Genomic DNA, 19,418 nt, shown 5'->3' with positions numbered 1-19,418 from the left:
AGTATTAAAGGCGATGGAGTTCGCCTGAACCGCTCCCCGAGCTAATGACTCCTACCAGTTGCTGCTGGTAGGGGTCTGTCTATTTTTAGGAGGCTGATCGCTTTTGGATGTAATCGCACTGATCGTTGGCGGATTTTTCGGTTCGCTGCTGCGTTATGGATTAGGGGTTGGGATTCCTTCTGTAGGATCCTTCCCCCTCTCTACCGTCATCATCAACTTGACCGGCTGTTTGTTCCTCGGATGGTTTTTTACCATCGCACCGCTGCGGAAAATCCCTTCCCATCTGCGCCTTGGCCTGGGAACGGGCTTTACCGGAGCATTTACGACCTTCTCCACCTTTTCCGTACAGACCTTGGAAGCACTAAGCTTCAACCGCCCCGGAACGGCGGCCGCTTACGCGCTGGCGAACGTGATCGGCGGCCTGCTCATGGCCGGGCTCGGCGTGCGGATCGCCGGAAAGAACCGCCGCCGTCAGGGGGAAGGTGCGGCATGATCGGCATCTTGGGCGTTGGCGCAGGCGGCATATTGGGGACGCTTCTGCGGTATTATCTGGGAAAATGGATATCCGGCAAAATGGGCGGCGGATTCCCGTACGGGACCTGGGCGATTAACCTTAGCGGTTCTTTCCTCCTCGGTCTTTTGTCAGCCTTACATAGCCGTCACGGTATCCCTGAATGGAGCTGGCTCATGTTCGGGGTCGGCTTTTGCGGAGCTTATACGACTTTTTCCACATTCGGTTACGAAACGATCGGCCTGATCGAGCAAGGGCGGAAGCGAAACGCCGCCGTTTACGTCATATCCTCCGTTTTGCTGGGCGTTCTGTTTGCCTGGCTGGGCAATATGTGCGTCCGTTAGGTCAACAAGCCGGCAAACTCACGGACAGTCAACCTTTCCCGCCGCTGCATATGATAAAGCAAATCCGCAAAAACGCGAGAAAAGGTGATACCTATTGGCCAGTTTTCGTAAAGCTTATTTGCTGAAGCAGCGCATTGCCAAACGCTTGCTCAAACGAAAAGGCATCCACGGCGTCGGCATCGGCCTGCATGATCCCAAACGCCCGCGAAAAGGCGCCGCCATCATCGTTTACGCCGAAGCCCTTTCGTCCACCGCCCATAAAAAAAGAAAAGTCAAAAAACGGCCGCCCGCTGTGCCGCTCCAGCTAAAATCCGCATCCGGCGTGCCGTTTCGCATCGTTCGTTGCCGGCGCTTTTGCAAACACGGTAAACCAGGCGCCCGCTCCACGCTAACCTTCACCGGCCGCATCCGCCCGGTCGTCGCCGGGTATAGCGTCGGTACTTCCGCCGCATCGGGAACCGCCGGCCTGATCGTCAGCGACAAACGTTCCGGGGGCGGCCGCTATATCCTAAGCAACAACCACGTGCTTGCAAACAACAACACGCCGCGATACTCGGCAACGCTTCAGCCGGGAGGGGCGGACGGCGGCCGCGGCCCAAAGGACCGGATCGGAAGTCTGGACCGCTTTGTCAAGCTCCGCAAGAAAAGCGCCAATTATCTGGATGCCGCGACCTCGAAACCGCTGCGCCGCGATTTGCTCAAACCGGCCTACGCCGTTTTCGGAGCCGTCCCGGGGCATGTCGTCACCTATAAAGTCGGGGACCGCTTCAAAAAAATCGGGCGGACCACCGGGGTCGTCACCGGCACCGTCGAGTCGATCCATACGGACATCCGGGTCGATTACGGCGATTACGGCAACCTCGGGACGATCACCTTCAAGGACCAAAGCGTCATTCGCGGCAAACGCCCGGTATCGCTGGCTGGCGACTCCGGGTCCGTCTGGCTGACCGAGCGCGGCAATCTGGCGGCGGCCGTCAATTTTGCCGGTTCCGAAAACGGCCGCCTGTCGATTTCCTATCCGGTGCATTGGTTTATGCAGGTGTTCGGATCGCGAGTAGCCCGTCCCGGCAAATCCGCGCTTCTTCGCGCGCAGCGGAGCCGGAAGGTGAACTATCGCAGCGTTCGCCCGCTCACCTCGAAAGTCCTGGGGCAAATTAGCCTGATAAGAGGGCGTTCTCGTTCAACGCGAAAATAATTGCAGGCAAAAAAAGAAGCGGTCCATCGGTCAAATCCCGATGGACCGCTTCTTTGGTTTATTCCATAAAGTCTTTCAGCCGTTTGCTGCGGCTGGGGTGTCTCAATTTGCGGAGCGCTTTGGCTTCAATCTGCCGGATCCGCTCCCGGGTAACGCCAAATTCCTTGCCAACCTCTTCGAGCGTTCTCGTCCGCCCGTCGTCCATTCCGAAGCGGAGCCGAAGCACGTTTTCTTCCCGTTCGGTCAGCGTGTCGAGCACTTCCTCCAGCTGTTCCTTGAGCAGTTCGTAGGCCGCCGCTTCCGCGGGCGCCGGGGCGTCGTGATCTTCAATAAAGTCGCCGAGGTTCGAGTCGTTCTCCTCGCCGATCGGCGTTTCCAGCGAAACCGGCTCTTGGGCGATTTTCATAATCTCGCGTACTTTATCCGGCGAAATATCCATTTCCTTGGCGATTTCCTCCGGCGTTGGTTCCCGTCCGATTTCCTGCAGCAACTGCCGGGAAACCCGGATCAATTTGTTGATCGTTTCGACCATATGCACCGGAATCCGGATCGTTCTGGCCTGATCGGCGATCGCTCTCGTAATCGCTTGGCGAATCCACCACGTTGCATAGGTGCTGAACTTGAAGCCTTTGGAGTAGTCGAATTTTTCGACCGCTTTAATCAGGCCCATATTGCCTTCTTGAATCAAATCCAAAAAAACCATGCCGCGCCCGACATAACGCCGGGCTATGCTGACGACGAGCCGTAAATTCGCTTCGGCCAAACGGCGTTTGGCATCCTCATCGCCGTTTTCGATCCGCTGCGCGAGTTCGATTTCCTCTTCGGCGGATAGCAAAGGAACACGCCCGATCTCCTTCAAATACATACGTACCGGGTCATCGATTTTTATTCCTGGCGGCAGCGTCAGGTCGTCGGTAAATTCCGTTTCATTATGCTTCAAGTCCTCCGTCATTTTCAGACCCCCACCCTAAATAAATAATTGCCAAGTCTTTCTATCTGGGTCGCCCAAATCCATTTGACAAATCATTGATATTATGCTATTATTGAGTAGATTATTGTATGAAGCATATGTGATTTGGCTATCCGTCATTTTATCATAGAAATTGAAGTAATACAAGTTTTATTTTTTATGTGTCGTTTACATAAAGCTAAACATACGCTGATCCTTAACGGATCAGCGTTTTTTGTCTTTCCATTGTATTCATTCCAAGCTATGCCTGATCCTCCCAAGCGCGCAGCAGCGCTCCTTGAAAAATTTCCAGCGGCTGTGCTCCGGACACCGCGTATTTGCCGCGCAGCACGACGAACGGAACGCCGCGGATGCCAAGCTGTCGGGCTTCCCGCTCATCCCCCAGCACCTGATCAGCGTACCGGTTCTGGTCCAATACCTCCCCGGCTTCCCGGCCGTCCAGCCCTGCCTCTTCCGCCAGCCGAACCAACGTATCCCTGTCGCCGATATGTAATGAGTCCGTAAAATAAGCCCGGTATAATCTTTCCGTCATCTCTTTAGCCTTCCCTTTTTCCCCGGCATAATGCGAAAGCCTGTGAGCGTCAAACGTATTTGTCGGAATGGCCGTGTCGAAATGATAATCGAGCCCCTCGGCCTTTGCTTGGGCCGCCACGTTCTGATTCGATTCCTTGGCCTGGAGCAGGCTTAAGCCATATTTAACGGCCAGCAGCTCGTGGATGCTTAATTCCGCGTCCTTTGGAGCTTCCGGGTCCAGTTCAAAGCTGCGGTACACCACCTGTACTTCTTCCCTGTGCTCAAAAGCTTCCAGCGCCTTCTCCAGACGTCTTTTCCCGATATAACAAAACGGGCAGCTAAAATCCGACCAAACTTCAATTTTCATCATTCATTCCTCCCACCAAGAAGCCGTCCGCATGCGGAAAAGCATGCGGCGCTTAGTCTATACCCCATATTAACCGCCCGCTCCCGCGTAATGCAATCCATTCCTTGGGGATTTTCGGCCCGTTTAATGGATTAACCCGTAATTCCGCGCTTCTTCCTCCGTGAGAATGAACTCCTCCCGCTCCCATACCTCATCCTCTTCGGACAAGCCGAACCGCTTTCTGACTTCAGGCCAGATTCCTTTCTCCACGGCTTCGCTTTGCGTGATGATAATTTTCATTTCCGCCAACGCCTCCCTATGCTGCAGTCCTTTTTTAAGCGTACCCCGTTTCGGAAGCTTCAACCCGCCGCAAAATGAAACATTACTCCAAAATCATATGGTAATTTCAAGCATTTATGAAAAAAAGAACGCCGGAATTTTAGCTCCGGCGTCCCGCCTGCCTTGAAGGATAATTAAATTTTTCCTTCCACGAAAATTTGAAACGTAACGCCAAACTTATCGGTCAGCGAACCGTAGGCCGGACTGAAAAACGTCTCCTGAAGCGGCATATTAATTTGGCCGCCCTCAGCCAGCGCTTCAAACATACGTTTCGCCAGTTCGGCGTCATTTGTCGTCAGGCAGATCGTCACCTGAGTTCCGCTTTGGTGAGGCTGGCCCGGAAACGTGTCCGAAAACATCATCTCGGATTCTCCGACTTTCAGCAGCGCATGGGAGACGCGGTCCTTCGCTGCCTCCGGCAGTGGAAATTCGGGATTTTCCGGCATTTCTCCAAACGATTGAAGCATAATGACCTTAGCTTCCAAAGCTTTTTCGTAAAATGAAATGGCTTCCTTGGCGTTGCCGTCCATCACGAGATAAGGGGTTAACCGCATTGTCATATTGTACGTGCTCCTTTGGTGTTGGATTCTGACTTCCTCATCAGTATGTCCCGTAACATTGTACCTTTTCTCCGAGCCAAAAATTTCTTACCGATTGCTTTTTTGCAGCGATCTCCTTAAAAAACGATTCATCAGCACGGAAAGCGATATCAGAATCGGCGGGTCGTCGGCCCGCGGAGGGTACAGCATAACCTCTTGATAAGGCACCGGAATCCCCGGTTTAACGGCGATCGGATGGTGAAAGCGCGTCCGCAGCGTACGCTGCGGCAGCAAAATATCATTGGCATTCGTGCCCCAATCGAGAGAAGTCGCCATCAGATAATAAGTGCCCGGCTTGACGGCGGTGAAGCAAAACTCCCCCAAGGAAAACAGCAAAGTACCGTAAAGGGGCAGTCCTTCCGGAATCGGTTTGGCAAACAGCCCGATAAAGATCACCCCGGAAAAAGCCGACGCCGCCTGCACCGTCCCACCGATATTCCCCGGCCGGTTCATCTTCCAGCCTCTTAGCCTGCCTTCATTAAAATGCTGCAACGAGCGCAGCAGATCGCCGGCATGACGGGTGGAATTGCGAAAATCCGACGGAGTCATGCCAACCCGTTCGGTGAAGCGGGTCGTGAAGGTGCCAAGGCTCTGCTGGCCGATTTCCAAACCGATGTCGCGGATCGTCATGTCCGTCCGCAGCAGCAGGTCCTTTGCCTTTTGCAAACGCATGGCGGAGACGTAATACAGCGGGGGCAGTCCCATTCGTTCTTTAAAAATGCGCGAAAAATGAAACGGACTGTACGCCGCATATTTGGCCAATTTGGACAACGGGAGCGGCTCGTGAATGTTCTGCTGAATGTAGGCGATAACCTCATCGATTTCGGGATACCGTTCTGTCATCCGGACCACCTTTCTTTGGGGCTTCAAGGACCTATCCAGTTAAAATTTCCAATTCTAGTTTATCTGCCGGCGGCGGGTTAGTCTAGCGTTACTTTTAAAAATGCTATAAATTTGATCACATCAGATCAGATAAAAAAACTCACCGCTGACGAGGTCCTTTGTCATGTAAACCCATACGTTGTAGTACCCTTCCCCCTTTTTCCTAAGCAGCACCACCTGGTACTTCGGCTCTTTCAAATTTGTGGCGCGCAACAGACTTCAGCGACCTTATCCGCCTATTTTCCGGCTACCTTCCACTGGCGTTGCATTAACGCCTACACAAAATCTCTGGTACACCTTGCGCGCTATTCCATCTGTCCTTTACATTTTGCAAACCTCCGTTTTTCCGCAAATAAGGTCCCTATGGAGCCCTTTAGCTCTTACAACCAACCTTTTTTCTCACTTCGCATAAAAAAAGGGCAAACCTCTTGGTTTGTCCCTTGTCATTTATCAATCCTTATATGGAATCACCGTACCGCAGTACTCGCAAGTCGCCGGCTTATCGGGATACACCACCGTTTTGGCCCCGCAGCCCGGGCAATCGAGGGAAACAGGCTCTTTTGGAGCAGGAGGTTTCTCTATTACATCCATTTGCTGCCCGCCAAAAAGGGAACTCATAAATTCGGCGGCGCCTTTGACCACCTCAGGGTCTAAGTCAATAGGCGTAAATGATGGCGAAGAAGCCCCCGGCGATGGCGAGCCCGGTCTTTGTCTTTGCTGCGGATAAGGACGGGATCCGGGAGGCCCTGAATACGTTGGAATCACTTTTTTCTTGGAGCCTTTAAACAAAAGAATGCCAAGAAAGAGAAATAGGCCTGCCGGAATCAGCAAAACTAAAGCTACGATTAATATCGTATCCGGATCTTCAGCGGCGAGAAGAACGATTAAAAATATGCTTCCTAAAAGGCCGGCCAGGACCGTGCAAATAACTCCGAACAAATTTTTAAAGAATGATTTCATGTGGTCCTCCTAATCAACCGTACACATAACTATTTGGACAGCAGCAATCGGGCGTTGCGATCGTCCAGCAGATGCTTTAGTTCTTGCAGACGCAAAAGAACGGACTCTGGAGCGAGACGCTGCTCCTTCTCCCCTTGCTGCAGCTCCTCTTTGAGCATATCGATGCGGAACAAAAGATCCTGGTCCAGATAGGCCAGCGTATCCGGGACGACCGGATCGCTGAAACGAACTTGTTCGATCAGTTTCGTTAGAAAGGATTTGATGTCTCCGGTTCCCGCCTCTCCGTAAGCCTCGATCTTCATCAGCAGGCTTTTGAGGCCGGACTCGATCTCATACAAATGGATTAGCTGCGATTGAGTGGTTTCGTCGCTTTTCAGCGTGTAGTTCAGGAACAGCAAAACCGCTCCTCCAAGCAGCACGGCAATCGTCAAGGTTAGAATGTGCAGCAGCACCAATCCGCTCAAAAACCGGCCATCGATCCCCGCAATAAATGAATACACGAAAACGGCGATCAAATAAGCGGCGGCGATGGTTCCGAGTGCCAGAAAACCGGGAATATTTCTCTTTACGCGTTCGTTATGGTTTATCCAATAGGTAACATACTGCCACATCACGGTTTCGGCCAAAATCAGGGCACCCAGGGAAATCCACGCCGAAAAAGAATCCATTCTCCCCTGCCGGATGATGGCGAATACCGAAATGGTGGAGACAAGTCCAACAAGGTACAGGATCAATACGATGAGTGAAGCGGCCGCATACCGTCGCAACCGCATTATCCCTCCCTTCCCTTCGTTTGATCCGAGCCGCATTCCGGACAAAATTTCTGACTCGGCTGAAGCTCATGTTGGCAGTTGTAGCATTTTAACGTTAATTCCGAACCGCAGTTTCCGCAAAATTTGCTGTCCCCGCTTACCTGATGGCTGCATTTGGGGCAGCGTTTCGGCAAAGGAGACCGGCACTTGACGCACTCGGCGGCGTTCTCGGGATTATCCGCCCCGCAAGTGGGGCATGCGTTATACGGGTCTCCGCAGTTTGGACAGAACTTGGAGGCCTTCATTAACGCCGTGCCGCAGCGATTGCAAGCGATGACCGGTTCCGCTTCCGGCTTCCCTCCCGCTCCGGCCAACGATGCTCCGCACTGGCTGCAAAAGATCGATTGATCCGGGTTCATATGCTGGCAATTGGGGCATTTGCAGGATTCCCCCGATGCGCGCAGCACTTGGGTCATGCGGGACATTTCATGGCCGAGCGGACCTCCGATGCTGTAACCCATGCCCATTCCGATACCGGCCCCCATCAGTCCCGCATTGGCGCCTCCTTCATTTTTGGCCGCGCCTTCCAGGGTATCAAACGTTCTTTCCTGCTGATAGCTGAAGCCGATGATATCCATTTCCGCCTTTTTGGCCAAAGCATCCCGCAAACGGACGACGGACGGGTCATCCTCGGGCACATTGATGCTGTTGACGTAAAAATTGAGCAGGCTAATGCCGTATTCCTCAAGTACAGGGGTCATTGCCGCTTGAAAATGCGCGGACATTTCGCCGATGTACGCGTTGATCTCCAAAATGCTTACTTTTTTATGTACCAAATAAGAGGTTAACGTCGAGTTGATATTCATCGTGACGACGCCCCGAAAATACTCCACCAAATGTTGCTGGTTAAATTCCGCAAGCGTGCCGATCAGCTTCACCAGAAATTTCCGGGAATCCGCGATCTGCACCCCAAACTGCCCAAAAGCTCTTACGGGAACCAGGACATTGTACTTGGGATCCTGCACATGGATCGGTTTGGGCGTTCCCCATTTTACATCCAGCGAGCTTGCTTTGTTGACATACCAGACCTCGGCCGCAAACGGAGAAGTTCCTCCAAACGGGAGGTTGATAATGTTGTTTAAAATCGGAATATTCGCCGTCATCAGCGTATGTCTTCCCGCACCAAACAAATCAAGCGCTTTGCCGTCCTTGAACAGAATCGCTTCCTGGGACTGATTTACGATCAGCTGCGTCCAAGTGCTTAGCTCCGCCTCGGGATGCTTCCAGGCGAAAACATCCGGAGATCCGTCGTATTTGACTACATCAATCAAAGCCATTTGTTAAATTCCCCTTATTCAAAATAATGACAAAATCCGCTATGGTTATATTCGGGGTATTCATAGACATATCCTGCTTTGCGACTAGGTTTTTGGTATGAAACTTCTATGGCATGTGACAGGCCCGCGGGCGGAGGGTATAATAATTTAGGAAGGATATCTTTTCCAATGAGGTGATAGGCATGAAAATCACATACTTGGGGCACTCCTGCATCCATTTGGATACGGGAAAACATCAAATCATCATCGATCCTTTTCTGACCGGCAACCCGCTGGCGGGAGCGGCGGCCGATGAGATCAAAGCGGATTACGTCCTGCTGACCCACGGGCACTCCGACCATATCAGCGATGCGGACAGCATTTCAAGACGCAACCATGCCCCCATCGTCGCGATCGTCGAGCTGGCGAACTATTTCGCCCATGCCGGGCTGCAGACGATCGGGATGAACCTGGGCGGCTCCATCCAATTGCCGTTCGGCAAACTGAAATGGGTGCCGGCGCTGCACAGCACGTCGGTGACTCGGGAGGACGGCGTCAGCCTTTATTTTGGCGTCGCCGCGGGCATCGTGTTGGAGCTGGGCGATCTGACCTTGTATCATGCGGGGGACACGGCTTTGTTCAGCGACATGAAGCTGATCGGCAGCCGCCGGCCAATCGATCTGGCGTTTCTGCCGATCGGCGATCATTTCACGATGGGACCGGAGGACGCGCTGGTCGCGGCCGAGTGGGTCAATGCCAAACATGTCGTCCCGGTACACTACAATACCTTCGAGCTGATCCGCCAGGATGGGGAACGTTTTGTTTCCGAATTGCAGAAAATCGGCATTCAAGGCCACTTCTTAAAGCCGACACAAACCCTGAATACCGAGACATGGAATTAAACGCCCATTAAGAGGCAGGCCCCGGCCGATACTTACCTAAAGTATCCTCCGAGGGCCTGTTTTTTTAAAACATCCAAGTTCAGTCCGCCAATTCCTTCCCTTTCGTTTCCGTCCCCAGCCACCATACGGCCAGCGCTCCGATCACGATCGTCACGAAAAACAGCCAAAAAATCGAACCGACCGCCACATGCCGGGCAACCAGCATGCCGACGAGATAAGGCGCAATGATCCCTCCGATCCGGCCAAACGACGCGGCCAGGCCCACTCCCGTGGAGCGAACCGAGGTCGGATACAGCTCGGGCGTATAGGCGTACATGCCGCCCCATGCTCCCAGATTGAAGAAGGACAGACAGATGCCGGCGGCCATCAGCATCCCTTCGCTGGTGGCGGCTCCGAACCAGGCCGCGCTGGCGGCGGTCAGCAGCAAATAAAGCACCAGCACGAATTTGCGGCCGAACTTTTCGATGAAGTACGCAGCCGTGAAATAACCGGGAAGCTGGGCCAGCGTGATGATCAAGACATATTCAAAGCTTTTGACCAGGCTGAAGCCTTTGAGCACCATTACCGAGGGCAGCCACAAAAACATGCCGTAATACGAAAAAACGACGGTAAACCACAGCACCCACAGCATGACGGTGGAACGCCGGTGCGGCCCTGCCCATACGGAGGCGAACCGTTTGCCGAAGGACGGCGCCTGCCCTTTCCTTCCGGCGGCCTGTTCCCGGTAGCGTACCGGCTCCTGAATCGATTTGCGCAAATATAACGCGTAAAGCGCCGGGACCGCGCCGATCAGGAACGCCGCCTGCCAACCCCATTTGGGAATAACGAAATAGGAAATGAGTGCCGACGCAATCCAGCCGGCCGCCCAAAAGCTTTCGAGCAGCACTACCGCCCGCCCCCGCTCTTTGGCGGGAACGGACTCGGAAACGAGCGTGGAGGCCACCGGCAGCTCTCCCCCGAGCCCAAACCCCGCGATAAAGCGCAGCACGCATAGTACGGCAAAACCGGTTGCCGCCGCCGACAAGCCGCTCGCCGCCGAAAATATAAGCAGCGTCCACAACAGCACGGATTTCCGCCCGAACTTGTCCGCCATAAACCCGGCGACCGCCGCACCAAAGGCCATTCCGACCGAATTGATGCTCGTAAAAAATCCGGTCTGCTCCGGAGTCAAACTCCATTCCGCCGCCAAAGCGGCGGCGATAAACGAGATGATGCCGACGTCCATGGCGTCGAACATCCAGCTGAGACCGGCGCTCAGCAGCAGTTTTCTTTGTTTGGGCGCCGATTTCGTATCTATGGCGTCCCCTGTTGTGGCATTCATATTCATTGCCCCCTATCCGTAAGCATCTAAGTCATCATGCCGCGATCTTTTCCAGCCATCTTCCGGTTTCTCAGGTAAAAAGCGGCGCCAAGCGCCAGCAAAAACGCGGCGTATAACAAGATCAGCTGCCGCAAATCGACGCCCGGGAACACGAGCGGCGCGCTTAAGATCCCGAACAGCCAGATGCTGGACAAGTTCCCGACCACGTTCGACCAAGTGTACGACCACAGTCTTAAATTGGAAATCGCCGCCATAAACGAAATCAAGTTGTTCGGCATAATCGGCACCGTGCGAAGAAAAATAACGGCCCACACCCCGTACCGATCCAAACCTTTTTGCCATTTCTCGTATTTCCTCAAACGGCTCATCCATTTCCGGTTAAACCAGTCGGTGAACAAATACCTGCACAGCAAATATACGATCATTCCCGCCGCGCTTCCGGCAATCCAACTGGCCGCGAGGCCGCCGGCGATGCCAAGCAGCGAGATATGCAGCATCACGATCGTGGCGAACGGGAAAAAGCCGAACAACCCTTGCACGACGGCTAAAGGTATCGTCAGCAGCAGGATGGAATAACCGGTCAAGCCTGTCGTCTGCAGAAACCAATCCGTGATTTGTTTAATCCATTCGTTCAACTTCTTTTTCCCCAATCGCAAAAATTTCGCTACGCTTCAACCCTTCTTCCCAAAATGACAAGGTCCCTCTCCACCCCGTCCAAATTGGCTACCCGCGGCAAAAACGCCCACTCTTCAAAACCGAATTTGCGCAGCAGGGACAAGCTCGGCTCGTTATGGGCAAACACAAAACCAAGCAAAGTCTTCACCCGAATGCCCGGGCAAGCCGCAATTGCCTTGTTCAGCAAGATACTGCCAATACCGCGGGAACGATACTCGCCGCTAATATAAATACTGATCTCGGCGGTAGCGTTGTAGGCCGGGCGGCCGTAAAAGGATTGAAAGCTGAGCCAGGCGACGATGCGTCCGCCTGATTTCATGACCCAGAGGGGGCGGGAATCCGGGGAGTGCTCCTCAAACCATTTCCGCCTGCTTTCCACCGTAACCGGCTCCAGATCGGCGGTGACCATCCGCCCGGCAATCGTTTCGTTGTAAATGGCGACGATCGCCGGCAAATCTTGCAAAGTTGCGTCCTCAACCGTATATTCCATGTCCGTAGGCATATGTATCCGCTCCCGACTTCCTTTCTCCCGTAATTCCGTTAATCCGTTTCATGCCTGATCTGAACGTAGTGCTCCACCGTCGGAAAAGGATCGTAAAAGTGGTGCAGCAGCGCTTTCCACTCCTCGTAATGCGGCGACTTTCGGAACCCGACCTCGTGCGCCGTAATCGACTGCCATCTCACGAGCAGAATATATTTGTTTTCCGTTTCCACGCATTTATGCAGCTCGTGTTCAATATAGCCTTCCGTCTGGGCGATAATCTTCGACGCTTTGCGGAAATTGCTTTCAAATTCGTTGATCATCCCGGGTTTTACGTGTAGTTCCGCTACTTCAAGAATCATTCTCCTCATCTCCTTCGTAAGGCTGATTATAGCACGGACTAAGCGCTTTATGAATCGAAATTGCCGCGGCCGCTTCGCCCCTTAACAATTTATTAGTCGCTCCTTCGTTTATTTCGCGCATACTCCGCCTTTAAGCCGGGGAAATTAACGGCAGGCAGAAGGAGGTGCATTACCGTGAGTAAATTTTTCGTCAAACTGCTTGGAAACGGCATTATCGTCGTGGCCATGTTGCTGTGGTTGAGCAACGCATCGCTGGTCGGGGCGCTGATGACAGCTATAGCGTTGGCCATTTTGGCTTATTTATTCGGGGACTTGTTTATTCTCCCGCGTACCAACAACGCCATCGCCACGCTGGTAGACGCCGTGCTTGTGTATCTGATGTTATGGGCGATTGCCGCCAGCGCGGGGTGGACGCTTTCGCCCGGGGAGATTTTGGCCATCACCGTCGTTGTCGGCGTGTTTGAATATTTCTTTCACCGGTGGCTGCTCAAAGACGGCATCCGGAACGACAGCAGCGTACGAGTGCGGGGGTAAAATTATTAAACCCGAAAACGCCAAGCGACGTACTTTTAAGGGGGTAAAATCCCACGAAATGCAAAAGTGCAGGCGAATTTCGTCGAAACTCCCCGAAACAGGAGGTTCAAATGCAAATGTGCAGTTCATTTCCGGCTAAAGTCACTTTTTGATCAAATCGCTGATATTCAGATGTTCTTTTGCATTTCAATCGCCGAAAAACGGAGTTTGAACAGAAATTCAAATGCGCTTTTGCAGTTGGTCCCACCGCTCCGTTAACAAAAAAAGCCTGCCCCGCGAATGCTCCGCCGGGCAGGCTTTTTATTCTTTAAGGCGATGGCTAGCCTCCTAAAACTACGCGGTCGTCGGACAGCTTATGCCCGCTGATCCGCTCGAATTCGCCGAGCAATCGCTCCATGGTCAGGTCGCGTTTGCGCGACTCGTCCACATCGAGGATGATGCGCCCGCCGTCCATCATGATCAGGCGGTTGCCGAGGCGAATCGCCTGCTCCATATTATGCGTGACCATCAGCGTCGTCAGTTTAAGTTCGCTGACGATGTCGCGGGTCAGCTGCGTAACCAGCTCGGCGCGGGCCGGGTCGAGCGCGGCCGTGTGCTCGTCGAGCAGCAAAATCTGCGGCTCGGTGAACGTCGCCATCAGCAGGCTGAGCGCCTGGCGTTCGCCGCCGGACAGCGTGCCGACTTTAGCGCGCAGCCGGCCTTCCAGCCCGATCCCGAGCCGGCTTAGCTGCTCCTGGAACATCGCCCGCCGCTTGGCGGTGACGCCAAAGCCCAGGCCGCGCCGCTTGCCGCGGGCATAGGCCATCGCCAGATTCTCCTCAATCGTCATATGCGGCGCCGTCCCGGCCATCGGATCCTGAAACACGCGGCTGATCCAGCGGCTCCGTTTGTACTCCGGCAGATGTCCGACATCGGCGCCGCCGATGCGGATTTCGCCGGCGTCGGGCTTAATGACGCCCGAAATTACGTTCATCAGCGTCGATTTGCCTGCACCGTTGCTGCCGATGACCGTCACGAAATCTCCTGGGGCCAAATGCAGATTAATGTCGATCAGGGCGATTTTCTCGTCCGGCGTTCCGGGATGAAACAGCTTGGACACGCGGGAAAGCTGCAGCATCAGAGCCCACCTCCCAAGCTTTTCCGCCCGGACGAACCGGTGATTTCGGCGGCCCGCTCCCGGGCCAGGCTTTTTTGCTTAAGCGATCTGCTCACGGTCGGCAGCACCAGAGCGATAATGACGATGATCGCCGTGATCAGCTTCAGGTCGGTTTGTTCCAGCCATTCGACGCGCAGCGCAAGCGCCACGACGACCCGGTAAACGACCGAACCGAGAATGGCGGCCAGCGTCGCCCAAAATACCGTGCGCGATCCGAAAATCGCTTCGCCGATAATGACGGAAGCGAGGCCGATGACGATCATCCCGATCCCTGAAGAGATATCGGAAAATCCCGATTGCTGGGCGATCAGCGCCCCCGACACCGCCACGAGACCGTTGGACAAGCTGAGGCCCAAAATAATCGTGTTGTCGGTGTGGGTGCCGAAGCTGCGGATCATCCGCTGATTGTCCCCGGTCGCCCGCAGCGCGAGGCCAAGCTCGGTGCGCAGGAACAGGTCCAGCAGCAGTTTGATCGCAATTACCACAAACGGCATCAGCACAAGCGGCGAAACCGATGTGAAAATCGTATCTTCGCCGAGCAATGCCACGTTCGGTTTGCCCATAATCCGCATATTGATGGAGTACAGCGCGATCATCATCAATATCCCGGACAACAGACCGTTAATGCGGCCTTTGGTATGAATGAGCCCGGTCAGGGCGCCGGCGGCCATCCCGCCGAAGAAAGCGGCCGCTGTGGCGATCCAGGGGGAGATTCCCCCTGAGATCATTACGGCGGCGATGGCGCCGCCGGTCGTAAAACTGCCGTCCACGGTCAAATCCGGAAAATCCAGAATCCGAAACGTAATGTATACGCCCAGCGCCATCACCGCATAGAGCAGTCCGGATTCCAGCGCTCCCAGCAGTGAATTTAACATATTAGTACCTCCCCCGAACCTGCGGAGCCTTTATTCGATAATGTTGTTTTCTTTGTCGACCACTTGATCCTTCATCGCGTCGGTTACTTCGATGCCTTGCTCTTTGGCGGCCTTCAGGTTCAGGATGAGGTCAAGCTTATCCGGCACCGTCACCTTCATGTCGCCGACCTTTTTGCCGTTTTTCAGCACATCCACGGCCATTTGTCCCACTTGGTAACCATGGTCGTAATATTTGAAGCCGACGGTGGCGAAAGCGCCGTGCTCCACCGTGTCGCGGTCGCTGGAGAAGAAAGGAATGTCGTTATCGTTGGCGACCTGGATGATCGTGCTGACGGCTTCAACGACGGTGTTGTCGAGCGTAATGTACAGCGCGTCGACGCGTCCGACCAGCGATTCCGCCGCTTGCTTTACTTCCGAGGTGTTTGTGACCGTAGCTTTAACGAGCTCGATGCCGTGGGCCTTCAGCGCCTTTTCGGCTTGATCCGTCATGATGACCGCGTTCGGTTCCCCTTGATTCAGCACTACGCCGACTTTTTTGACATCCTTAAAATTCGCGGCGATAAAGTCCATCAGCTTCGTGATCGCTTCGGGATTGGTATCGGAAGCGCCGGAAATGTTTCCGCCGGGATGATCAAGATTATCGACCAGCTTGGCATCCATCGGATCGGTCACGGCCGCGAACAAAATCGGCGAGTTTTTTACCTGCTGGGCGACAGCCTGGGCCGGAGGCGTTGCAATCGCCAAGACCAGGTCGTAATCTCCGCCGGCGATTTTTTGCGCGATGGCCATATTGTTCGGTTGATCGCCTTGGGCATTATTGTAATCCACCTGCAGGTTTTGGCCTTCCACGAGCCCCGCGTCCTTCAGCGCCGCCATGAAACCTTCGCGGGTCGCATCCAGCGACGGATGCTCGACGATTTGCGAGATGGCAATCTTGTATGTCTTATTGTCCGTCCCGCCCCCAGAACCAGCATTTTGCGCCTTGCCGGCTTCGGCCGCTCCATTGTTTTGAGCGTTTGCGCCACTTCCCGAACTTGCGCTGTTGCTGCCGCAGCCAATGACGCTAAGCAGCATGAGAGATACCGCGAAAAATAGTCCGATTTTCTTCCTCATCTTCATTTTCCCCTTTCAACCATGATCAGGCCCTTTACAATAGAGCTGTAATGCACGATCCCGTTGACGCTTTCATAGATGAAAGTGATAAAGCGAGCGGGAACTTGAATACGCCGCCCCGATTAGGACATGAGTATGACTTCTATATTAAATGGTGGTCAATTTTCCGTCAATAAGCGGCTTCCGGCCAATTCTGGAAACCGCCGCTCATTATTTTATAAAAATATGCTTTGCTCTCAGCCCTTTTGCCCCAATTTCCAATATCCCGAAGCTGTATTTCTCCTCACGCCGTTTGTCGGTCGGGGAACCGGGATTAAACAGCAGCACGCCGCCGCTATGGGCAAGCAGCGGTTTGTGCGAATGGCCGAACAGCACGGCGTCGAGCCGCTTGCCGGTGAATACGCGTTTGGCGTTATCGAAGGCGTTATGCCCGCCTCCCGGCAAGTGGCCGTGGGTCAGACCGATTTTTTTCGTCCCAAGCTCCAGCACTTTGTGGTAGCCGAACCGGCGGACGATGTCCGCGGGATCGTTGTTCCCGGCCACGCCTTCGACCGGCGCAAGCGCGGACAACTGCTCATAGACCTCGAACGTTGTCCAGTCCCCCAAATGCAGGATCAGATCACAGCTTGCAAACTGCCGGAGCAGGGCGGACGGAAGCTCCTTGCCCCGGCGCGGCAGATGCGTATCCGAAACGATGCCGATCTTCATGGGCCAAGCACCGAGGCCAGGCCGTTGTTCTCGTATTTCTCCATGTCCTCACCCCAATTTCAAACGTTTTATCCGCGGCTGCCTTGTTGCAAATACACCCTTGCTTCATAAGGCCGGAGCCGCAGCTGGCGGAGATCTTCCCATTCGTCCGGCTTATAGTTGGAAATCAGCAGCTCGATCCCTTCGATCTTTACGGAATCGGGCCATTCAAACACCGGTTCGCCGGCGAAGAAGTTCAGGATCACGAGCAGCAGGGTATCGTCAAGCGTCCGGGTATAGGCGTAGATCTCCGGATGATCCTCCAGCAGCAGCCGGTACTCGCCGTACACAAACACCTCATGCCGCTTTCGCAAACGAATTAATTCCTTATAATAGTGATACACGGAATCGCGGTCCTGCATCGCCTGTGCCGCGTTAATCTCCTTGCAGTTGGGATTCACGGCGATCCACGGCGTCCCCGTCGTGAAGCCCGCCTGGCCGCCAGCTTCCCACTGCATCGGCGTGCGGGCGTTGTCCCGGCTTTTCAGATGAATGGCCCGCATGATCTCATGCTCCGGCACCCCGGCTTCCACCCGTTCCTTATAAAAATTCAGCGTTTCCACGTCCCGGTAATCGTCGATCGCATCGAAAGCGATGTTGGTCATCCCGAGCTCCTCGCCCTGATAAATATAAGGCGTCCCTTCCAGCGTATGGATGAACGTGGCCAGCATTTTTGCCGAAGGAATCCGGTACGGGCCGTCATTTCCGAACCGCGACACGCAGCGGGGCTGGTCGTGATTGCACAGATAGTTGGCGTTCCAGCCCTTCTTGTGCAGGATCGTTTGCCAGCCTGTCATAACCCGCTTGAGGTCGGCCAGCTTCCAGGGCACGACGTCCCATTTGCCGCTGCCGGGAGAAGCCGCATCCAAGAACATATGCTCAAACTGAAACGTCATATTCAGCTCCCGCCGCCCGTCCCCGACGTAATCGAGCGCCTGCTCGGGCCCCAGCCCCGAGGTTTCCCCTACGGTCATGATATCATAGAAATACAGCACCTCATCGTGCAAATTTTGCAGCAGCGTATGGACATGGTCCAAATTTGAAAACATGCCGTACGCCCGCACGGTCGGCGAATGGTCCGGATTGTCGGCGTCCGGTAGCCCTTTCGCTTTTACGATATGCGCGATCGCATCGAAGCGGAAACCGTCCACCCCTTTTTTTAGCCACCACTGGATCATATTGTGCATCTCGCCGATGACGGCCGGGTTTTCCCAGTTCAGGTCCGGTTGATGTTTGGAGTATAAATGCAAATAATATTCGTCCGTCCGCGCGTCGTATTCCCACACCGAACCGCTGAAATACGACTCCCAGTTGTTCGGAGGGCCGCCGTTTTTCCCTTTTCGCCAAATGTAATAATCCCGTTTCGGATTGTTCCGGGACTGCCGCGACTCCAGAAACCAGGGATGTTCGTCCGACGTGTGGTTCAGCACCAAATCCATCATCAGCTTCATCCCGCGCGTATGCAGCCCGTGCAGCAGTTCGTCGAAATCCTCCATCGTGCCGAACTGCGGTTTTATCTCGCAATAGTTGCTGATGTCATACCCGTTGTCGTGCCCGGGCGATTTATAAATCGGACAGATCCACACCACGTCGACACCGAGATCCCGCAAATAATCCAGCTTGGATATGATGCCGCGCAGATCGCCGATACCGTCCCCGTTCGAATCTTTAAAGCTGATCGGGTAAATTTGATAAACTACGCTTTCCTTCCACCAGGTTCGCTTCATGTTTGCCGCCCTTTCCATATCTTTCGGTTTCCGTATCCGGCCTGTAATATCACTATTAACCTCGGGGCCGAATTGTATAACCGGAAGCCGGCGCGGCAAGCCCCGTTTTGAACAAACAACCCGGAGATCTCTGCAATCCCCGGGTTGAAGCGATAAACCGTTATCCGTAATTCTCTACGATCCGCACATATTTTCGGGTTAACTCGGCAAGCTCGCTTTCGGCTTTTCGTTGGGCGGCGTCCAGCTTCTGCATTAGACGGCCCACCTCGGATTGCTTCTGCTCAACCTGCGCCAGCGTATCTTGAATCCGCCCTTGCACCAGCCAATCGGCGATCAAACCGTCAAAAAAATAGTCGGCAAACGTCAGCATCCCGCTGATTTCCATTTCGACAGGGAGCCCGCCCCCCACGTCGCGAAGCTCGGCCTCAAACCGGGCCAGGCTGCGCTGGGCCTGATAGATATGATCCATCGCCTCGTCGATCCGGTTGTGCTTGATATGCGTGGATAACATGCCGCCGCCGAGCATATCGTACGTGCCCCAATTTTTGGCGGAGTGAAGATCATCCTCGGCGGCGCTTAAATCGCTTTGCACCGATTGGCCGGCAAGGATCGCCTCTTCCAGTTCCTTCAATTGTACGCTTAGCTCGGCCCGCCGGTCGGCCAGTTCCGCCAGCTCTTCGTTTTGCGCCAGGACCTGCCGCTCCTTCTCCTGAAACACGCGGGTATAGGCCGTTTTCCAATTGCGGACCTCCTGCCACTGCCGCTCAAGCTGGGCTATTTGCTGCTCCAAGCTCCGTA

Annotated in this window: 23 protein-coding genes and 1 riboswitch; of the genes, 5 read left to right on the top strand and 18 right to left on the bottom strand. The window is 54.3% G+C overall.

Annotated elements, in window-relative coordinates; genetic code table 11:
* Positions 1-61: riboswitch (Fluoride riboswitch) on the top strand.
* Between the two features lie 42 nt (positions 62-103).
* The 3 genes from crcB (DYE26_RS04470) to DYE26_RS04460 all read left to right on the top strand — a co-directional run bounded on the left by crcB (DYE26_RS04470) (position 104) and on the right by DYE26_RS04460 (position 2,050).
* The gene (gene crcB / locus DYE26_RS04470; RefSeq protein ID WP_036622550.1) at positions 104-493 is read left to right on the top strand and encodes a fluoride efflux transporter CrcB; all 390 of its coding nucleotides are present in this window, start codon (positions 104-106) and stop codon (positions 491-493) included.
* Positions 490-855: a fluoride efflux transporter CrcB gene (gene crcB, locus DYE26_RS04465; protein ID WP_036622548.1), complete on the top strand. Its 366-nt coding sequence runs from the start codon at positions 490-492 to the stop codon at positions 853-855. Before crcB (DYE26_RS04470) ends, crcB (DYE26_RS04465) begins: the two co-directional genes overlap by 4 nt.
* Positions 856-949: 94 nt before the next feature.
* Positions 950-2,050, top strand: a complete 1,101-nt coding sequence (locus tag DYE26_RS04460) for a hypothetical protein (RefSeq protein WP_036622546.1) — start codon at positions 950-952, stop codon at positions 2,048-2,050.
* Between the two features lie 58 nt (positions 2,051-2,108).
* On the opposite strand, the gene rpoD is transcribed toward DYE26_RS04460, so the two are convergent.
* The 8 genes from rpoD to DYE26_RS04420 all read right to left on the bottom strand — a co-directional run bounded on the left by rpoD (position 2,109) and on the right by DYE26_RS04420 (position 8,748).
* Positions 2,109-3,002, bottom strand: a complete 894-nt coding sequence (rpoD, locus tag DYE26_RS04455) for an RNA polymerase sigma factor RpoD (protein WP_036622545.1) — start codon at positions 3,000-3,002, stop codon at positions 2,109-2,111.
* Positions 3,003-3,261: 259 nt separating this feature from the next.
* The gene (locus DYE26_RS04450) at positions 3,262-3,900 is read right to left on the bottom strand and encodes a DsbA family oxidoreductase (RefSeq protein WP_036622543.1); all 639 of its coding nucleotides are present in this window, start codon (positions 3,898-3,900) and stop codon (positions 3,262-3,264) included.
* A gap of 123 nt (positions 3,901-4,023) precedes the next feature.
* Positions 4,024-4,179: a hypothetical protein gene (locus tag DYE26_RS33275; RefSeq protein WP_164815249.1), complete on the bottom strand. Its 156-nt coding sequence runs from the start codon at positions 4,177-4,179 to the stop codon at positions 4,024-4,026.
* Between the two features lie 173 nt (positions 4,180-4,352).
* Positions 4,353-4,778: a VOC family protein gene (locus DYE26_RS04440; protein WP_036622539.1), complete on the bottom strand. Its 426-nt coding sequence runs from the start codon at positions 4,776-4,778 to the stop codon at positions 4,353-4,355.
* 87 nt (positions 4,779-4,865) lie between these two features.
* Complete coding sequence (locus DYE26_RS04435; protein ID WP_036622537.1) at positions 4,866-5,660, bottom strand: helix-turn-helix domain-containing protein; 795 nt, start codon at positions 5,658-5,660, stop codon at positions 4,866-4,868.
* Positions 5,661-6,149: 489 nt separating this feature from the next.
* Positions 6,150-6,659, bottom strand: coding sequence for a hypothetical protein (locus DYE26_RS04430; protein ID WP_036622535.1), 510 nt, complete (start codon positions 6,657-6,659; stop codon positions 6,150-6,152).
* 29 nt (positions 6,660-6,688) lie between these two features.
* Positions 6,689-7,426, bottom strand: a complete 738-nt coding sequence (locus tag DYE26_RS04425) for a hypothetical protein (RefSeq protein WP_127463439.1) — start codon at positions 7,424-7,426, stop codon at positions 6,689-6,691.
* 5 nt (positions 7,427-7,431) lie between these two features.
* Positions 7,432-8,748: an SPFH domain-containing protein gene (locus DYE26_RS04420; protein ID WP_036622531.1), complete on the bottom strand. Its 1,317-nt coding sequence runs from the start codon at positions 8,746-8,748 to the stop codon at positions 7,432-7,434.
* Between the two features lie 182 nt (positions 8,749-8,930).
* Here DYE26_RS04420 and DYE26_RS04415 point away from each other — a divergent pair, with 182 nt between their 5' ends.
* On the top strand, positions 8,931-9,629 hold the full coding sequence (locus DYE26_RS04415; protein ID WP_036622529.1) for a metal-dependent hydrolase: 699 nt from the start codon (positions 8,931-8,933) through the stop codon (positions 9,627-9,629).
* 79 nt (positions 9,630-9,708) lie between these two features.
* Here DYE26_RS04415 and DYE26_RS04410 read toward each other — a convergent pair whose 3' ends face one another.
* From DYE26_RS04410 to DYE26_RS04395, 4 genes are read right to left on the bottom strand one after another with little or no spacing between them, the layout of a single operon-like run.
* The gene (locus tag DYE26_RS04410) at positions 9,709-10,950 is read right to left on the bottom strand and encodes an MFS transporter (protein WP_051985404.1); all 1,242 of its coding nucleotides are present in this window, start codon (positions 10,948-10,950) and stop codon (positions 9,709-9,711) included.
* A gap of 26 nt (positions 10,951-10,976) precedes the next feature.
* Entirely contained in the window at positions 10,977-11,585 is a 609-nt protein-coding gene (locus tag DYE26_RS04405; RefSeq protein WP_036628044.1) for a TVP38/TMEM64 family protein, read from the bottom strand.
* Positions 11,586-11,614: 29 nt separating this feature from the next.
* Positions 11,615-12,127 (bottom strand): GNAT family N-acetyltransferase, encoded by a 513-nt coding sequence (locus tag DYE26_RS04400; RefSeq protein ID WP_036622527.1) that lies wholly within the window; start codon positions 12,125-12,127, stop codon positions 11,615-11,617.
* 38 nt (positions 12,128-12,165) lie between these two features.
* Positions 12,166-12,468, bottom strand: a complete 303-nt coding sequence (locus DYE26_RS04395; protein WP_036622525.1) for an antibiotic biosynthesis monooxygenase family protein — start codon at positions 12,466-12,468, stop codon at positions 12,166-12,168.
* 174 nt (positions 12,469-12,642) lie between these two features.
* On the opposite strand from DYE26_RS04395, the gene DYE26_RS04390 reads away from it, so the two are divergent.
* A complete protein-coding gene (locus DYE26_RS04390; protein WP_082207750.1) occupies positions 12,643-13,002 on the top strand; it encodes a DUF2512 family protein in 360 nt (119 codons plus the stop codon).
* Positions 13,003-13,321: 319 nt separating this feature from the next.
* Here DYE26_RS04390 and DYE26_RS04385 read toward each other — a convergent pair whose 3' ends face one another.
* From DYE26_RS04385 to DYE26_RS04360, 6 genes are all read right to left on the bottom strand, one after another.
* Positions 13,322-14,119 (bottom strand): ABC transporter ATP-binding protein, encoded by a 798-nt coding sequence (locus DYE26_RS04385; protein ID WP_036622521.1) that lies wholly within the window; start codon positions 14,117-14,119, stop codon positions 13,322-13,324.
* The gene (locus tag DYE26_RS04380; protein ID WP_036622519.1) at positions 14,119-15,033 is read right to left on the bottom strand and encodes an ABC transporter permease; all 915 of its coding nucleotides are present in this window, start codon (positions 15,031-15,033) and stop codon (positions 14,119-14,121) included. The genes DYE26_RS04385 and DYE26_RS04380 overlap by 1 nt, the downstream gene beginning before the upstream one ends.
* Before the next feature lie 30 nt (positions 15,034-15,063).
* Positions 15,064-16,146, bottom strand: a complete 1,083-nt coding sequence (locus tag DYE26_RS04375) for an ABC transporter substrate-binding protein (protein WP_036622517.1) — start codon at positions 16,144-16,146, stop codon at positions 15,064-15,066.
* Between the two features lie 210 nt (positions 16,147-16,356).
* On the bottom strand, positions 16,357-16,854 hold the full coding sequence (locus tag DYE26_RS04370; RefSeq protein WP_036622515.1) for a metallophosphoesterase family protein: 498 nt from the start codon (positions 16,852-16,854) through the stop codon (positions 16,357-16,359).
* A gap of 68 nt (positions 16,855-16,922) precedes the next feature.
* The gene (locus DYE26_RS04365; protein WP_036628043.1) at positions 16,923-18,620 is read right to left on the bottom strand and encodes a glycoside hydrolase family 13 protein; all 1,698 of its coding nucleotides are present in this window, start codon (positions 18,618-18,620) and stop codon (positions 16,923-16,925) included.
* A gap of 160 nt (positions 18,621-18,780) precedes the next feature.
* A complete protein-coding gene (locus DYE26_RS04360; RefSeq protein WP_240534127.1) occupies positions 18,781-19,410 on the bottom strand; it encodes a hypothetical protein in 630 nt (209 codons plus the stop codon).
* Between the last annotated feature and the right edge of the window lie 8 nt (positions 19,411-19,418).

Source organism: Paenibacillus macerans, from assembly GCF_900454495.1.
Lineage (GTDB): Bacteria > Bacillota > Bacilli > Paenibacillales > Paenibacillaceae > Fontibacillus > Fontibacillus macerans.
This window is presented reverse-complemented; position numbering and strand designations above follow the sequence as displayed.

What these genes read in the sequence shown, in the direction of transcription:
- DYE26_RS04365 (WP_036628043.1), bottom strand. Translation starts at nt 18,620, where the DNA reads ATGAAGCGAACCTGGTGGAAGGAAAGCGTAGTTTATCAAATTTACCCG.
- DYE26_RS04375 (WP_036622517.1), bottom strand. Translation starts at nt 16,146, where the DNA reads ATGAGGAAGAAAATCGGACTATTTTTCGCGGTATCTCTCATGCTGCTT.
- DYE26_RS04380 (WP_036622519.1), bottom strand. Translation starts at nt 15,033, where the DNA reads ATGTTAAATTCACTGCTGGGAGCGCTGGAATCCGGACTGCTCTATGCG.
- DYE26_RS04395 (WP_036622525.1), bottom strand. Translation starts at nt 12,468, where the DNA reads ATGATTCTTGAAGTAGCGGAACTACACGTAAAACCCGGGATGATCAAC.
- DYE26_RS04430 (WP_036622535.1), bottom strand. Translation starts at nt 6,659, where the DNA reads ATGAAATCATTCTTTAAAAATTTGTTCGGAGTTATTTGCACGGTCCTG.
- DYE26_RS04420 (WP_036622531.1), bottom strand. Translation starts at nt 8,748, where the DNA reads ATGGCTTTGATTGATGTAGTCAAATACGACGGATCTCCGGATGTTTTC.
- DYE26_RS04440 (WP_036622539.1), bottom strand. Translation starts at nt 4,778, where the DNA reads ATGACAATGCGGTTAACCCCTTATCTCGTGATGGACGGCAACGCCAAG.
- DYE26_RS04400 (WP_036622527.1), bottom strand. Translation starts at nt 12,127, where the DNA reads ATGCCTACGGACATGGAATATACGGTTGAGGACGCAACTTTGCAAGAT.
- DYE26_RS04410 (WP_051985404.1), bottom strand. Translation starts at nt 10,950, where the DNA reads ATGAATGCCACAACAGGGGACGCCATAGATACGAAATCGGCGCCCAAA.
- DYE26_RS04450 (WP_036622543.1), bottom strand. Translation starts at nt 3,900, where the DNA reads ATGAAAATTGAAGTTTGGTCGGATTTTAGCTGCCCGTTTTGTTATATC.
- DYE26_RS04415 (WP_036622529.1), top strand. Translation starts at nt 8,931, where the DNA reads ATGAAAATCACATACTTGGGGCACTCCTGCATCCATTTGGATACGGGA.
- rpoD (WP_036622545.1), bottom strand. Translation starts at nt 3,002, where the DNA reads ATGACGGAGGACTTGAAGCATAATGAAACGGAATTTACCGACGACCTG.
- DYE26_RS04370 (WP_036622515.1), bottom strand. Translation starts at nt 16,854, where the DNA reads ATGAAGATCGGCATCGTTTCGGATACGCATCTGCCGCGCCGGGGCAAG.
- crcB (WP_036622548.1), top strand. Translation starts at nt 490, where the DNA reads ATGATCGGCATCTTGGGCGTTGGCGCAGGCGGCATATTGGGGACGCTT.
- DYE26_RS04385 (WP_036622521.1), bottom strand. Translation starts at nt 14,119, where the DNA reads ATGCTGCAGCTTTCCCGCGTGTCCAAGCTGTTTCATCCCGGAACGCCG.
- DYE26_RS04435 (WP_036622537.1), bottom strand. Translation starts at nt 5,660, where the DNA reads ATGACAGAACGGTATCCCGAAATCGATGAGGTTATCGCCTACATTCAG.
- DYE26_RS33275 (WP_164815249.1), bottom strand. Translation starts at nt 4,179, where the DNA reads ATGAAAATTATCATCACGCAAAGCGAAGCCGTGGAGAAAGGAATCTGG.